Genomic DNA, 15,253 nt, shown 5'->3' on the forward strand with positions numbered 1-15,253 from the left:
GCGATATCAGATCGACTGGCCCTTGCTGCCTTGATCCCGGTCGAAACGCGGTGAAGCTTCCGCCGCTTCATCGTCCTTGCGCTGGTTTTGCGCGCGCTCTTGCGCGGCGCGGTCGGCTTCATTGAGCCAGCGGCGGGTAGTGTCTTGCGCATTGTCGATGCCGCGATTGACGGCCTCGCCCGTGGCCTGCAAGGCCTTGCGGGCTTCTTCGCTCGCGATCCGTCCGACCTCACGGGTCACGGATTCGGTGGCCTGCTCGGCGCGTTCGCAACCTGCGAGACCGATCAACAGCACTGCACCCAGCGCGACGAGGGGGGTTCTGAAGGCGTGATTCATAAGGGTGGGCATCCTGATCAAAGGGAGAAGTAAGAAATCGGGTCGATGGCGGCAGAAATAAAGGGCTGCTCATCGCAGGATTCAATCAGGCAGAAGCTGTGCGGCGCGTGCAAGCACGACCGAAAGCAAGGCTGGGCTGTCTGTATTAAGACCCGTTGAGACCCGTCCGCGCGGTGGAGGTTTCGCGTCTTCCATTCCGCTTACATCCTTGTTCATGCAGTTTCCAAAGGCATCATTCGTTGCGATGCCTGCGACCCTGCCCGCAGAATGTGCCGCCTTGCTTGAGTCTCCCTTGCTTGAGCCATGTTAGGAGTCGAAGATGAAAGATTTGCTGTCGCGCTTGAAATCGATGTTTGGCGGCGGGTCGGAGCCAGTCGAAAGCACGGTTGCTGCGCCAGCGACGGTTGGCACGCCCGAGCCCGGGGCCAACACCGTATTGATCAACGCCTACTGCACCGTCGGCATCCTGCCGCCTGCAGACTTCGTGCACACGCCGATTGCCCGGCGTGACCTTAGCGATCCGGCACTGGCCGATCACCTGAAGGGTTTTGTCGGCTACATCGCCGGGCGTGGCGACGGTCAGATGACCAGCACGCGTTACCACCTGATTCGGCACGTTCAGCGCGTGCGCCAACACCTGAGCCTGGAAATTCCGACCACCGGCATGGATGCATTTGCCGACTGGGCCTTGCGTGCCAACGCGCTGGTCTTCCTGCCGGACAGCAGCATTCGTGACCCCTTCGGTCGCATGTTGATGGACGCTGAAGGCAACCCGCCCGACCCGGAAGCAATCGTGCCGTATCCGCAGGATGCGTGGGAACGCAAGGCAAGAACCGAAGCCCAGCTTGCGTCACGCGGCTGGCGCTTGCCGGCCCACTTGCCCCCCTTGCCGGGCGAAGCGGAAGTACGCCTGCGCCGTGCCGACGAAGTGCTGGGCCGCGTCAGTGCCTTGTGTGCAGTGGCGTTCCGCGCCAAGACCGTGCATTCCGACGACCCGATTCCGGTCGGTGAACTGTTCGAACGCCTGCCGCATGGCAGCGATTGCCTGACCCCGAACGAAGCCGCCTTCATGGCCAACCCCATGCCCGACCAGTCGACTGCCGCTGAACTGAGCTGGCGTTTCGAATGTGTGCCCGTGCTGGAATGGGCGCTGGGCCTGCGCGAAGACCTGCCGTTCCCCGATGGCAGTACGGAACCGCAGCTGGCTTTGCTGGAACTGTCTTCGGATCAGATGGCTGAGCTTCCGCCCAAGGTGCGCCTGCGGCCCACGGCTGAGATTCTGGACGCGTTGGATCTGCATTACCGCGCCCATTGGCTGGTGCGTCAGGCGCGTGTGGACGACCGCCCGCCACCAGAAGGCCTGGTGCCCGGCATCGTGGCCGAGCGTCACTATGCACTGAACTGGCTGGTGCATTTTGAAGATGCGGAGTGGGATGAGGTGGATACGCCTACTTGATGGGGTCGTATCGAGTTTGCCGGGTTTGATGAGGACTGATTGCCGTATTGGAAGGAACTCTGGAAAGAACCCGGCAATGGAAAGAACCCGGCAATAACTGCCCTGGCGAGCTGCTGGCATCAATGCGCGCGGTGCTACGCCGATGCCTTCAGTTGGTCTGGTAAATATCCGCCTTCAGTATTTCCATGAAGCGCGGCGGGCTTGCAAGGGGTTTGAATCCGAACTGGCTGTACAGGCCATGAGCATCTAAAGTCAGCAGCAACAGGCGGCGGATGTGTCGCAGGTCTTTGTGTTCCATCACGCTGGCCATCAATGCTTTGGATAGCCCCTTGCCGCGATGTGGGGCCAGGATGAATACGTCGGCCAGCAGTGCAAAGGTCGAATAATCCGTCACCAAACGAGCCAAGCCGACCTGCTCGGTGCCGTGGTAGACACCAAAGCACAGCGAGTTCTGCACCGAGCGTTCAACGATGTCGCGCGGTACGCCGGTCATCCAGTAGCTGTCTTCGCTCAGGAATTTGTGGATCACGTCCATGTTCAAGCGTTGCGGATCGGTGGAAATTTCGTAGCCGTCCGGCAATTGCTTGAGCACTTGTTCACTCGCGCCGGTCGTGATTGATCCCACCATGTTCTGCGTCTGCATGCGTGCTTCGTCCTTTTCGGTTTGATGCCGGTGTTGCCCGGTCTGCGCGACGGGCCGGTGTGTTCCGGCCTGCCGCAAATGTCTCCTCGGAAAGCATACCCAGACAGGCCCTTGCTACTCCAGCGATTCCCGGTGTTGAAGATGGATTGGCGTATCTGCGTCAACGAACGTTGCACCCATGACAGCAAGCCCGCTGCGTCAACCAAAGCTTGCACCACCCATCGTCTTTAACCACTAGCGTTGCTTCCTTGCGACCTAATTCGGCCGCGCATCAGGTCACCTGTTTCCACGAGGACTTGGCATTGGTGTTGGTTTTGCACTTGCTGTCGCCTGATGAGTTGACCGAGGTAGCAGATCGGCTTGCGCAGATGCCGGACGAGCAGGGCACCAAACCCGTCCATTCTTTCCTGACGTAGCGCGCGTTACTCAGGCCACCGCATCGTTAGCCGCCATTCCCTGCCGAAAGGGCCGCGTTTTGACGAAGGGGGAAAGACTCGCTGGGCTGGGCCTTCAATGCGCTGGGCTTGCATGATTGCGCCAAGCACTTGGCCATGCTGCATTTGAACGACCTAGCCGATGTGCTGCGCGACAGCGTTGACCCGCGCTTGGTGTTCCGAGTCGCGGGCAGAGGACCTTCGATCCTCTGGCGGCCGCTCAAGCTCTTGTGTTTATATATGGCGTACAGGGTGCGCGTGAGTATTCCGCGTCGTACTCACAGCTAATTTTCGTCGACGTTCTTCGGCTTACAGGGTTACGCCACAAAAAAAACCGCCCGGCCTGTTTCGGGCGCTAGTTGAAATTATTGGCTCGTTAGCTAAGTAGTCGGAACCAATCCCTTACGGTAAGTCGTAATCGGATTATTTCGTCTTCAGTGATTGGGCAGCAGTGCGCAATAGGCGCGCGCAAGGTATTTAAGCTGCTCATCACTTTCTCAACAGCTTTTTGGCTGTTAAATACAGTGGTGAAAATCATCCAGTTAGCGGTGATAATTACTGCAAGCTCGCCGAAAGTTGTGTAGTCGAGAGGAGCATCAGACCTGCGAGTCATCCCGCTATCGAGTTCTCTTTGTTGGCGGTCTCGGACCCCTTGGACAATAGCAGGGGGGATCTTGCCGCTTGTCCACCATGTAGCGCCGTCACAGTCCTTAAGTATTTCAGTTATCAGCCCGCGAATAGAACGCTCAAGACAATAGAAGACCTCGAAGTGGCGTGCCATCTCCGCAGCCTCTGCCCGGACTTCGTGTTCGAATTGAGGATAATAGTCAATTGGATTCTCGACAGCGTGTGGCTCAACATGGCCAAGTTCAATGTTGAACTGCTTCTCTATGACCCTAAGTTCTTCAGTGAGCAGGTAGCCCGACATCCCAAAAGAGCGGAGTTGATTCTGGGCATCATTCATTGGATGCCTTCAGAATATTTTCTCTCAGGCTTTTAAAGATCGCGTTGAAAACGGCAATATCTGATGTAGCAGGAAGGTTCAGGTTAATGGTGTAGGCGAGATTTAATCCAATTCCGTCAGGTTTTCTTGAAAATTGGATTTCTTCCGGCCTCTCCGGCTTGTCATCTTGTCTATTGATACCTTCTCGGCTTATGTTTTCAATTGTGGTCTCAATAAAATTAGATCTTTTGGTGGAAAAATCGGCGTGCTTTTTTAACGCTTTTATGCAATTTAGAACTAAACTGGCAACACTGGAGTCACCGCCGGTTCCTGTTTCCTCTATAACGAGTCCTTTTAGTTTCTCGTCCGAGAGTGAATGCATATATTCGTTTCGGGTATATAGAGGGGCGTAGCCAATCCTTAAAGCCTCTGCCACTGCAGCGCCGGATATCTCTGGGTCTGTGTTGCGAAATTTAGTATACAAATTTGTGGGGCTTCCATCTTGGGCAACAAATCCAATTTTTCTCAAAAAAGATGTCATTTGGGAGCCCGATCCTCCGGGAATACCTAGAATGGTCTTCACAAAGTCTTGTCCTACAGTTGAAGGCGTGGCCGCATTTTTTATTGCTGTAAGGGTGCGATCTATGTTGCCTGTCGCTGTGACATATGGAAGTCCCGCCATGATTTCATCCTTTTGCAAAATTAATGTCTAGGCCGGCATTGGTGTTGGCTTGGGCCATGTTTTAGTGTCGGTCGCCGAGGGGTTTTTAGTACCATATTATTAATGTCTAAAAAATTCAGGCGCTTAGGATTTTAGTGGTGAGTCTTAAAATCTCGCTGGCATGTTTTTCTTGTCCCGTCCCCTCTCCGCAACGGCGAAGGTCCATATTTCGAAATTTGAGCCGTACCGGGTACCGATGGGACATTCATCCGTGCGGATGCATCTCGAATTTTATGCCGTAAGCGACTTCTGTGTGTAGTCGCCGTATCAGCGGCATAACTAAAAAATTTGAGCCGTAATGGCTACCTGAGAGATCCTCAGCTCCACCCGGTATAATTACGAGTTGTACCCCCTTTGCGAGCCTCCGGCCGCGCATCATGTCCGCTGTAGCTCCCCTTCGTGTGCTGTCCTTCATCCCCCCGATGACGCAGCTCAACACCCCGTACCCGTCCACTGCCTACCTGACTGGCTTCCTGCGCTCGCGCGAGATCACCTGTTTTCAGGAAGACCTGGCGTTGGCGCTGGTGTTGCGTCTGTTGTCGGTTCAGGGGCTGACCGAAGTCGCGGATCGACTTGCGCAGATGCCGGACGAGCAGCGCACCAATCCCATCCATTCGTTCCTGGCGCAGCGAGCGCGGTATCTGGCCACCATCGGGCCGACCATCGCGTTTCTGCAAGGGCGTGACTCGACGCTGGCTCACCGCATCGTCAGCCGTCATTTCCTGCCGGAAGGGCCGCGTTTTGGCTCGTTGGACGTCTACATGGACGAAGAGGGTGGGGACCCGCTGGGCTGGGCGTTTGGCGCGCTGGGCTTGCATGACCGTGCAAAGCACCTGGCCACGCTGTATTTGAATGACTTGGCCGATGTGCTGCGCGATGGGATCGATCCGCGCTTTGAATTCGTGCGGTATGCCGAGTCTTTGGCGGCGAGTCAGCCGACTTTTGATCCGCTGGCGGCAGCTTTGTCTGCACCGACCAATCTGGTCGATGACACGCTGCGTGAGCTGACCTTGGCTGCCATCGAGCGGCATCAGCCCACGGTGGTTCTGTTGTCGGTGCCGTTCCCGGGGTCGGTCTACGCCGCGTTCCGCATTGCGCAGACGATCAAGGCGCGGCATCCGCATATCGTGACGATGCTGGGCGGTGGTTTCGTGAACACGGAACTGCGTGAACTGGCCGAGCCACGTGTGTTCGATTTCTTCGATTACGTGACGCTGGATGCCGGTGAGCGGCCCTTGTTGGCGCTGCTTGATCACATCCAGGGCAAGCGCTCAAAACAGCGCTTGGTGCGCACGTTCATCCGCGAGGCCGACACCGGCCAAGTGCGCTACGTGAACATGGTGGAGCCCGACGTGGCCTTTGCCGAAGTCGGTACGCCGACGTGGGACGGTCTGCCGCTGGACCAGTATCTGTCCTTGCTGGACATGCTGAACCCCATGCACCGCCTGTGGAGCGATGGCCGCTGGAACAAGCTGACGGTGGCGCACGGTTGCTACTGGAAGAAGTGCAGTTTCTGTGACGTGAGCCTGGACTACATCAGCCGTTACGAGGGCGCGTCGGCCTCGGTATTGGCTGATCGTATTGACAGCATCGTGCGCGAGACGGGGCAGACGGGTTTCCACTTTGTCGATGAAGCCGCGCCGCCGAAGTCCTTGAAAGCCTTGGCGACGGAACTGATTGCGCGCAACACCGGCATTTCCTGGTGGGGCAACATCCGCTTCGAGAAGACGTTTACGCCCGAGCTGTGCGATCTGCTGGCCGACAGCGGCTGCATCGCGATTTCTGGTGGCTTGGAAGTGGCGTCAGACCGGCTGCTTACGCTGATGAAAAAGGGCGTGTCCATCGATCAGGTAGCGCGCGTCACGCATGCGTTCACCGAGTCCGGCATTCTGGTGCACGCCTACCTGATGTACGGTTTCCCCACGCAGACGGTGCAGGACACGGTGGATGCGCTGGAATACGTGCGCCAGCTGTTTGCCAACAACTGCATTCAGAGCGGCTTCTTCCATCGCTTTGCCTGTACGGTGCATTCGCCCGTGGGCCAAAGCCCCGAGGAATATGGGATTCGTCTGCGGCCCTTGCCGCCCGTGAGTTTCGCGAAGAACGACATCGGCTTCGATGATCCGACCGGGGTGGATCACGACGCGCTTGGCGTGGTCTTGCGCAAGGCGATCTACAACTTCATGCACGGCATCGGGCTGGATGAAGACGTGCGCAACTGGTTCCCGTACAAGGTGCCGAAGACGACGGTGTCGAGGAATCGGATCGAGCGGGCGTTGCGCGAGCGGGGTTGAACGCTGGGGGGCGTCAGAGCTTCTACTTCATAGCCGCGTCGCGTTCAACATACTGTTTGAGTTCGTGCAAGGGCAAGGCCTTGGAAAACAGCCAGCCCTGCGCGTACTGCACCCCGCTTTGCTGCAGATAATCGGCCTGGGCTTGCGTCTCGACACCCTCCGCAACGATGCTCAGCTGCAGGCTATGAGACATCTGGATGATGTGCGGTAGCACCACGCTGGTAACCGAATCCGTGGCTACGGTCTGCACGAACGAGCGGTCGATCTTGATGGTGTCTAGCGGCAGCTTCTGCAAGTACTGCAGCCCGCAGTAACCGGTGCCGAAGTCGTCTATGGCCACCTGGTAACCCGCTGCTCTGGCTTGGGCCAAGGTGCTGTCGGCGGCGACACCGACAGCTACGCAACCCCGTTCCGTCACTTCCAGCCACACCTGGGCGGGCTTGATGCCTGCGGCCTCCAGCTGTGCCCGCAGCGTTTTCAACGCGTTCGGGTCGGTTATATCCTGCGCAGACAGATTGATGGACACGTGCAGCTGCGGGTGCGCACGCAACACGTCCCGCAGGTCGGCGGCCACCATTTTGAACACCACTGCCGTGATGTCGGAGATCACGCCGTGCTCTTCGGCCAGCGGAATGAACAGGTCGGGCCTGACCGTGTCGCCGTCCGGCCGTTGCCAGCGGATCAGCGCCTCGACGCCATGCAGGCGGCCGTTGGTCAGATTGACGATGGGTTGGTAGTGCATCAGGAATTCTTTTCTGCGCAGGGCCAGGCGCAGTTCGGCAAGCGGCGACAAGCGTCGGCGAGACAGTTTCACCACCAGCACCAGGGCAATGGCGGCCGACAGCAGCCCGACAGGCAGCAGCAGTTCCAACTGCAGGCCGATTTCACTACGCGATTCCGATGGACCGATGGCAACGGCCGACCAGCCGTCGAAATCCACCTTGCGTAGCAAATGACCGTCCTCATCGATTGGCGTTTTGCCGCCTGCGACCTGGGTGAGCATGTCTTCGGGCATGTCCCGGGTATGCGACAACACCGGGCTGCCCGACCGTAGAAACGCAAGTTGGACGCCAGCGGGCACCGTGATGTCCGTGAACCGTTCTGCGTTGACCAGCACAAGGTAGTGGTTCTTGCGCAATCCGAGCATCGGGGCGCTGCCCGGAATGTGGGAGTGCATGCCGACAAAGGCCTGCACATCACCATTCAGCACGAAGTCTGCGCCCCGGGCGGGCTCGTCGAAGTAACTGTCTGCCCAGGTGGTGCAGCGCACCTGCGAGCCGTCCATGTAGCCTATTTCTTCAACCGACAACGTGTTGAGTGTGAATCGGCGCATCAACGCGATGTGCTCGGCAGAGCAGGGCGTGTCGTCCGAGGCCGCCAGTCCTTCCAATGCGGCGTTTGCCTGGACCAATGCAATGCGCGCCCGTTCTGCAACTTTGGATGCCACCAGTTCCAGGCGCAATTCCTGGGCTTCGCGGGCACTGCGCCAAGCGTAATAGCTGGACGTGGCGATCGGGAAGATCAAGCCGAGTGCGGCGGCGATCGATGACACGATGGCGATGCGACGCCTGCGGTTTGCACGGGGACGGATGGAGGCGTTGGTCATCAATGAGGGGGCGTCGGGTCAAATGGCAACTGCCACGATTCTGCATGCAGCCACATCGCATGCGCGTTGAATTCGTGGCTGAATGTCAGTTGATCACAACATGCGGTTTGCTATCGATTCACGCGTAGGCCCCACGTGTATCGATGGGTACGACCATGTCTCCCTGGCAAGCTGCCGCTTGTTCCTCGTCCCTTCACCCGATCACAAGTGCTTGTAGTAGAACGTCGTCCCGCACAGTTCTCCGTTCGGCATCAACGCGTACTTCGGCACATCACCCGCACGCTGCCAGCCTGACCGGGCATACAGACGCTCTGCGTCCCCGCCTGTGACCGTATCCAGCACCAGCACGGTCTTGCCTTCTTTCAGGGCTTCGGTTTCCACGGCGGCCATCAACTGCTGTGCAATGCCGCGTCGTCGTGCTTTGCGGTGCACCAGCATTTTGGCGATGTCGGCGCGATGGGGTTGGTTGTCGGGCTGGGCGGTGACCAGCTGCACCGTGCCCACGACATGGCCATCGGCATCTTCAGCCACCATCAGCACGCGTTCGTCTTTGGCGACGCTTGCTGCCACGCCACGCCAGAATGTTTCGGCTTTGTCTCGTGACAGCGGCAGCATGAAGCTGACCGAGGCACCGCCTTCCACACAGTCGATCAATACATCTGCCAGGGCCGGAACCTGATCGAGCGCATCTTGCGCGCTGAGGCGTCGCACGCATATTGCATCAGGCGTGTGGGCAATGGTGGCTTGCGCTGCTGACTCGTTCAATCGATCGCTCATTCCGGTCTCCGGTTGTGGGTGAAAGGATAGGTGGCTAGCGCAACCAGGTACCGCGCGCTGTGTTCGGTGGGATTGCGATAGGCCATGGGGCAGTCCAGGCGCATGGCCAGACAGTCACCTGCTTCCAGACGCCAAGTGTCCTGATCGACGACGACTTCCATGACGCCTTCGATCATCCATATCTGTTGGTAAGTCTCAGTCGCGCGCGTGGCACCGTCGTAGGCCAGGTGCTGGCCAGCAGGGAAGTGCACTTCCACCAGCTGAATGGGGGAGGGCTGGGCCGGCGACAGGTTGCGGCGAACGTAGCTGGACACGGGGTCGGTCCACACGGCTTGGTCAGCGGCACGTGCCACGGGCGACGGTGGGGCTGTGCCAACCGCGCTGTCTTCAAACAGTGATGCCAGCGTCACGCCCAGCGCGGCGGACAGCTTGTCGAGCACCACGGCGGTGGGGCTGCTTTCCGCGCGTTCGATCAACGAGATGGTTGAACGACCGACTTTACTGCGTGCCGCCAGGGCGTCCAGCGACAGGCCGCGTGCATCGCGGAGTTCGCGCACGTTGCGCGCAATGCGAGTGTTGATATCCATAAATCCAGTTTAGCGGAATATATATCCGTAAGACTGGAATTTGCGGAGAAATTTAGGACATGAACGCCGTGGTTTCAGGCGGTACAGATCAGCTGAATACGTCTACGGGAGCGAATGCAGCACTTTTCCCGTCGGTTTCCACGGCAATGAAACGCGTGCCGTCACCGGGCAACGGCACGCGCAGTGCAAGACCTTACGCAGACTTCGCCAGTTGTCGATCCACTGCGGCCAGCAGCGCGGCATCGTCTGCCGTCACGTCCGGCGCGAAACGGCCAACCACCTTGCCATCACGTCCCACCAGGAACTTCTCGAAATTCCACAGCACTTCCGGCACCGGGTTGGGCGTCATGCCGTATTGCTTCAGCTTTTCGCGCATCGGGCCTTCGCCGGTGGCGTCGGGTTGGGCGCTGGTCAGTGCCTGATAGAGCGGATGCTTGGCATCGCCCACTACCGAGATTTTCGAGAACAGCGGGAAACTTACATCGAAGTTGGTCGAGCAGAAGCTGGCGATTTCGTCGTCCGTGCCCGGTTCCTGGCCCGCAAAGTCGTTGGCCGGCAGGCCGATGATTTCCAGCCCGGCTGCTTGTTTCGCGCGATACAGCTGCTCAAGTCCTTCGTATTGTTTGGTCAGCCCGCACTTGGAGGCAACGTTGACCACCAGCAGCACTTTGCCGCTGAAGTCACCCAGCGTGGCTGCCTGGCCGTCAATGCGTTTCAAGGGAATGTCGTAGAGGTTCATGGTTGTCCTGAGATCACTGGGGTTGTGCGGCATCGGGCAAGGATACCGGCTGCTTCCACTCCTGCAAGGCCTGGCGGGCCTGGCCGGCGTTGAAGTAGGCGGCCAGGGTTTCAAGCAAAACCTGCGCGCTGAGCGACTTGCCTTCGATGCACGCCTTTGCCATCACCAACTGGATCATGCGCTTCTTCTTGAACAGGCGTGCACCCGGCATGCCGGTCTTGCGCTTCTTGAAGACTGGCAGCGGCGCATCCGGGTCCAGTTCGAAGCGAATGAGGTAGAAGTTCCCGTGCACGGTCAGCGAAACGTCCGCCAGGTGCGAGATTGGCAGGGGGGCGGTGCTGTTCGAGAACCACAGCGTGTCAGGCGTCATGACCAGTGCCGCTTCTTTTGCGTATTTGACATACAGCCAGCCGCGTATCAGCAGCCATAGTCCGATCGCCCCCACGACTGCACCGCCAAGCATGAAGAGCATCAACTGCTTTTCATTGGCTTTCATGTTCAGCCACAGGTGGCCGGTAGCCAGCACCACGGCTATGCCCAGGAAGCAAAGACCGAGCAGTGCCAACACGACACCGCGTACACGCGCACCTTCGTGCAAGCGGCATTCGCCGTCCACGGCTTTTGCGTGACTTTGCAGTACCTCGACGATCTCTGCGTCGTCGGCCACCAGTCTTGCGCGCAGATCGGCGCTCAGACCACGGCGAAGGGCGGGGGCATCGGCAAAGTAGCCATCAAGCGTTGCCAATACTACAGCCGGGTCCACTGGGCGGATGCCGGTTTGCACCACGCTGTCCAGCGGCAGGGCAAGCGCGTTGATGCGAGTGAGCGTGGGGGGGTGAGAATCACTCGGGTGGGGCAGGGACTCTTCCAGCAATTCCGAGGGCATGGACAGCGGCTGGGCAGCGACGTCATTGACGACGGCCAGCAACATGTCATCAGGGGCCGACTTGGGATCGGTCAGATGGGTGCTCATGCTGGCGTGCACAGCTTCCGCCGACGAGGCAACGCGCACCAGTGCCGAACCAGCGGCAGCTTGTCCGGCAGCTTTTGCACCTGCCGCATCAGCGGCGATTTCGCGTTCGCGGCTCCAGTGGTTGACCGCGTGATCGAAGGATTCCATGAAAAACAGGCCGAACAGGAAGGCCGGTTTCATCAGGGTGCGCTGTAACCAGTCGGCTTCCAGAATCGACACGTGCACCGCAGTCAGGCTGCGGGCCACGCCGTCGTAGATCGGCAGGAAGCGCATGGTGTAGTCGGTGTCGGCACCGGCGAAGTGGCCCAGTTCGTGACCGATGACAGCCCCGGATTCGGCGCGGTCGAGCAGCGCAAGATGCACCAGCGGCACGTGCAGGGTTCGGCCGCGCAAGGTGACGTTGGCGGGTTCCACCAGCACGTCGGCGGCGGTGACGTAGAAGCCGTCCACCATGCCGACCACGATGTGATCGGGCGGCAGTGCGCCCAGCTTGGCAGCCAGGGCGCGAACATGCGTCCACAGCCCGGGGGCCTCGGCTTCCGAGACCACACGCCCCAGAACATCCATGGGTGTCGGTTCGAACATGCTGCGCATGGCTTTCAACTGGCGCAGCATTTGCCAGACCGTCCACAGGCAAGCCAGGCCCAACAGGCCCGCGAAGGCCATGCCCTTGAAGTCGCCGCTGGACATCTTGCCCAGGTGCCAGAGCGCCAAGGCTTCATAGATTACAGCGGCTGCTACCGCCAGTGCCGTCAGCGAGATGTGGCTGACCAGCACGAACGGCAGCACACGACGGCCTCGGCTGAACACGCGCAGCAGGTGGTCCCGCGATTTGCGGGCGGTCTTGCCGGCTGCCTGAGTGGCAAGCAGGGCACCTAGACCGATCAGGGCTGTCAGGACACCAAAGCCCATGACGGCGCTTGCCAGGCCAGGACGCACGGCGGCGATGGCTTGGGTGGTGCCAAGCTGGTTCTGGGCTTTTTCGAGCCTGTCGATGGCAATCATGACTGCCACCTTTTCACCGCCCAGATTGACGATGGTCATCTTGCTGCGGTCGGCAATGGCACGCAGCTCTGGCAGTGCGCTTTGTACGGTCGTTTCGAATTCCGCGAGGTCGGCGATTTCTTCGGTTGCACGCTGGTGTTCCCACACGCCGACACCGGCGAGCAAGATCGGGAACAGCACGAGCATGGCGAATAGTTTGAGTCGTTTCATCTAAGACGTGGCAGAGCCTTCGGATGCGGGGGCTGAATCCTAGCAGTGCAAGTTTGTCCGACGAACGGTATTTATCTGTGGTTACTTCGGGCTTCCGTTTGTGACAAAACCCTGGTCAAACGACTACAGCGTCTTGATCCGTGGTGGTGATGCTGGCCTGTGCCTGGATACGGGTGCCTGCTTCTGGCAAAGGTTCTGGCCGGTGTACGACATAACCCTGCGCGAAATCCACACCCAGCTTGCGAAGTGCGTCCACGACCGATTCCGACTCTGCGTATTCGCCTACCGTCTGCAGGCCCATGATATGCCCGACGCGATTGATGGTGTCGACCATTGCATGGTCGATCGGGTCGTGATCGATGTTGCGCACAAAACTGCCGTCGATCTTCAGATAATCGACCGGCAGGGTGCGCAGATAGGCCAGCGAACTGGTGCCGACCCCGAAGTCATCGAGCGCGAAGCTGAAGCCCAGCGCCTTGGCTTCGCGCATGAACTCGGTAGCCGCACGCATATTGTTGATGGCTGCGGTTTCCGTGATCTCGAAGCAGATCGCGCCTGGGGGCAGGGCGTGCATCACGGCCCGTTCGCGGATGAAATCCAGAATGCCGTCGGACGTAAGTGTGGTGCTCGACAGGTTGATGCAGCAGGTCAGTGGCGTACCCATTGATTCCACCAACTGGTGGTAACGCTTGAAGACCGAACCGATGACCCATTGGTCGATGGTGGGCATCAACTTGTAGCGTTCAGCCGCTGGCAGGAAGCTGCCCGGCGCGACCAGGCTGCCGTCTTCGTCGATCAGGCGAAGCAGAATTTCGATGTGCCTGCCCTGCGCGCTGTTGCTGCCCAGGGCCAGGTAAGACTGGTAGTACAAGACCAGACGTTCTTCTTCCAGCGCTCGTTCAAAGCGACCGGCCCAGCTCATTTCATTGCGACGCTGCGCAATGTGCGCATCGGTGCTGTGATAGACGCAGATGCGGTTGCGACCTTGCTGTTTGGCGGAATAACAGGCGGTGTCTGCGCTGCTGAGCAATTCATTGCGGCAGCCGCTGTCGGCGGCAATCGCGACCAAGCCGATGCTGGTGCCCACCACAAACGTCCGGCCATCACGCACGAACCGATGTTCGCGCACGGTGTTAAGCAGCACGGATGCCGTGACCCGCGCCTGTTCCACGGAACAGTCTTCCAGCAAGACGCCGAATTCGTCGCCCCCCAGGCGGCTGAGGGTGTCTGACGGGGATAGTTGTTCTTGCAGTACCTCGGCCAGTTCTTTCAGCAACGCGTCGCCCGCTGCATGGCCGCAGGCGTCGTTGATGATCTTGAATCGATCCAGGTCCAGATAGCACAGCACGCTGTCGTGCTCAGCGCTTTGTGCCCGTTGCCAGGCCATTTCCACGCGGACTTCGAATTCACGGCGGTTGACCAGGCCGGTCAAGGGGTCGTGGGTGGCGGCCCAGGCAATGCGCTGCGACATGCGGCGCGGGCCGCTTACGTCCCGAAAGACCATGGCTCCGCCAATGACCCAGCCGTCTGCATCGCGAAGCGGGGCAGCCGAGTCTTCGATTGCCAGCGATGCGCCGTCGCGGCGGATCAGGGCGACGTCTTTGCCGCTGAAGGGGCATTGCTGACCTTCGCGCATTGCCCGCGTCACCATGGGGGTGAGTGGCAGCATGGTGGCTTCGTCGACCAGGGGGCAGACATCGATCAGGTGTTTGCCGCGCGCTTCATCAAGCGACCATTGGGTCAGGCGCTCGGCAACCGGGTTCATGTAGTCGATGCGTTCGTCGGCATCGGTGGTAATGACGGCATCGCCAATCGACTGCAGGGTGACACGTGCGCGCGCCTGCTCTTCGCACATGGCCTCGGCGATACGGCGGTTCTTGCTCATCAGCTGGCGCAGCATCAGAAACGCAAAACCGCCAGCCAGCAGACCGATCAGCGCGGCCACGCCGGTTTCCAGCAGCAGATCGCGGATGGAACCGCGTACCTCGATGCTGCCGACCAAGGCATCCCCATCGAGCAGCGACTCATTCTGCGCCACGGTTGGCCACTGCAGTTCGCGGTTCGAGCTGGCGATGACTTCACCCGTCGGTGACAGCATGGACGTGCGCTCGTCCGGCAACTCGGCCGGCGTGCGCGTCAGCAGTTCAGACAGGCGTGTTTCGTCTGCAGGCAAGGCAATGGCCGACCGGGCGTTGGCCTGCGTGACCAGTTGCGCCTTGACGTCGGCCTTGATGTTCAGCTCGGCCAGGCGCGCGCTGTAACCGACGGCGAAGTAGCCCAAGGGCAAGCCAAGCAGCGGCAATGCAAGTACCAGCCACGCCAATGCATGCTGCAATCTGCTGGCGCTGCGAAAAGCGGCAAGCAGTACAACAGGCTTTTTCTTCGCGCGCATCACGATGGGTGCACAGTACAGGCGTCAGCCAGCAGATGCACGGCGTCTGAGCTTGCACTGGTCTTGCGGACAGCAATGGTCAATGCGCACGGAGGGCGGGTGACCATGCTGCCTACTACACGTACCGCCGCGCAGGC

General features: G+C 59.6%; 12 protein-coding genes and 1 pseudogene. 3 read left to right on the forward strand and 10 right to left on the reverse strand.

Annotation, left to right across the window (positions count from 1 at the left end; genetic code table 11):
• Nucleotides 1-6: 6 nt before the first annotated feature.
• On the reverse strand, nucleotides 7-336 hold the full coding sequence (locus FXN63_RS12080; RefSeq protein ID WP_148815140.1) for a hypothetical protein: 330 nt from the start codon (nucleotides 334-336) through the stop codon (nucleotides 7-9).
• A gap of 319 nt (nucleotides 337-655) precedes the next feature.
• On the opposite strand from FXN63_RS12080, the gene FXN63_RS12085 reads away from it, so the two are divergent.
• Nucleotides 656-1,792, forward strand: a complete 1,137-nt coding sequence (locus FXN63_RS12085) for a DUF4272 domain-containing protein (RefSeq protein WP_148815141.1) — start codon at nucleotides 656-658, stop codon at nucleotides 1,790-1,792.
• 148 nt (nucleotides 1,793-1,940) lie between these two features.
• Here FXN63_RS12085 and FXN63_RS12090 read toward each other — a convergent pair whose 3' ends face one another.
• Nucleotides 1,941-2,435, reverse strand: coding sequence for a GNAT family N-acetyltransferase (locus tag FXN63_RS12090; RefSeq protein ID WP_425468702.1), 495 nt, complete (start codon nucleotides 2,433-2,435; stop codon nucleotides 1,941-1,943).
• Between the two features lie 275 nt (nucleotides 2,436-2,710).
• Between FXN63_RS12090 and FXN63_RS27065 the strand changes: the two are divergent.
• Nucleotides 2,711-3,096 (forward strand): annotated as a pseudogene (locus tag FXN63_RS27065) (radical SAM protein); the annotation flags it as partial.
• 149 nt (nucleotides 3,097-3,245) lie between these two features.
• On the opposite strand, the gene FXN63_RS12095 reads toward FXN63_RS27065, so the two are convergent.
• Nucleotides 3,246-3,833: a Swt1 family HEPN domain-containing protein gene (locus FXN63_RS12095; protein WP_148815142.1), complete on the reverse strand. Its 588-nt coding sequence runs from the start codon at nucleotides 3,831-3,833 to the stop codon at nucleotides 3,246-3,248.
• Nucleotides 3,826-4,494: a DUF5343 domain-containing protein gene (locus FXN63_RS12100; protein WP_148815143.1), complete on the reverse strand. Its 669-nt coding sequence runs from the start codon at nucleotides 4,492-4,494 to the stop codon at nucleotides 3,826-3,828. Before FXN63_RS12100 ends, FXN63_RS12095 begins: the two co-directional genes overlap by 8 nt.
• Nucleotides 4,495-4,910: 416 nt before the next feature.
• Here FXN63_RS12100 and FXN63_RS12105 point away from each other — a divergent pair, with 416 nt between their 5' ends.
• On the forward strand, nucleotides 4,911-6,827 hold the full coding sequence (locus FXN63_RS12105; protein ID WP_246165116.1) for a B12-binding domain-containing radical SAM protein: 1,917 nt from the start codon (nucleotides 4,911-4,913) through the stop codon (nucleotides 6,825-6,827).
• Nucleotides 6,828-6,849: 22 nt separating this feature from the next.
• On the opposite strand, the gene FXN63_RS12110 is transcribed toward FXN63_RS12105, so the two are convergent.
• The 6 genes from FXN63_RS12110 to FXN63_RS12135 all read right to left on the reverse strand — a co-directional run bounded on the left by FXN63_RS12110 (nucleotide 6,850) and on the right by FXN63_RS12135 (nucleotide 15,116).
• Entirely contained in the window at nucleotides 6,850-8,433 is a 1,584-nt protein-coding gene (locus tag FXN63_RS12110) for an EAL domain-containing protein (RefSeq protein WP_148815144.1), read from the reverse strand.
• 201 nt (nucleotides 8,434-8,634) lie between these two features.
• Nucleotides 8,635-9,210: a GNAT family N-acetyltransferase gene (locus tag FXN63_RS12115; protein WP_148815145.1), complete on the reverse strand. Its 576-nt coding sequence runs from the start codon at nucleotides 9,208-9,210 to the stop codon at nucleotides 8,635-8,637.
• Nucleotides 9,207-9,797 (reverse strand): helix-turn-helix domain-containing protein, encoded by a 591-nt coding sequence (locus FXN63_RS12120; protein ID WP_148815146.1) that lies wholly within the window; start codon nucleotides 9,795-9,797, stop codon nucleotides 9,207-9,209. The genes FXN63_RS12115 and FXN63_RS12120 overlap by 4 nt, the downstream gene beginning before the upstream one ends.
• A 193-nt stretch (nucleotides 9,798-9,990) precedes the next feature.
• Nucleotides 9,991-10,536: a glutathione peroxidase gene (locus FXN63_RS12125; RefSeq protein WP_148815147.1), complete on the reverse strand. Its 546-nt coding sequence runs from the start codon at nucleotides 10,534-10,536 to the stop codon at nucleotides 9,991-9,993.
• Between the two features lie 13 nt (nucleotides 10,537-10,549).
• On the reverse strand, nucleotides 10,550-12,724 hold the full coding sequence (locus FXN63_RS12130; protein ID WP_148815148.1) for a M48 family metallopeptidase: 2,175 nt from the start codon (nucleotides 12,722-12,724) through the stop codon (nucleotides 10,550-10,552).
• Between the two features lie 115 nt (nucleotides 12,725-12,839).
• Entirely contained in the window at nucleotides 12,840-15,116 is a 2,277-nt protein-coding gene (locus tag FXN63_RS12135) for an EAL domain-containing protein (RefSeq protein WP_148815149.1), read from the reverse strand.
• Nucleotides 15,117-15,253 lie beyond the last annotated feature (137 nt).

The sequence above is a fragment of the Pigmentiphaga aceris genome (genome assembly GCF_008119665.1).
Classification (GTDB): domain Bacteria; phylum Pseudomonadota; class Gammaproteobacteria; order Burkholderiales; family Burkholderiaceae_B; genus Pigmentiphaga; species Pigmentiphaga aceris.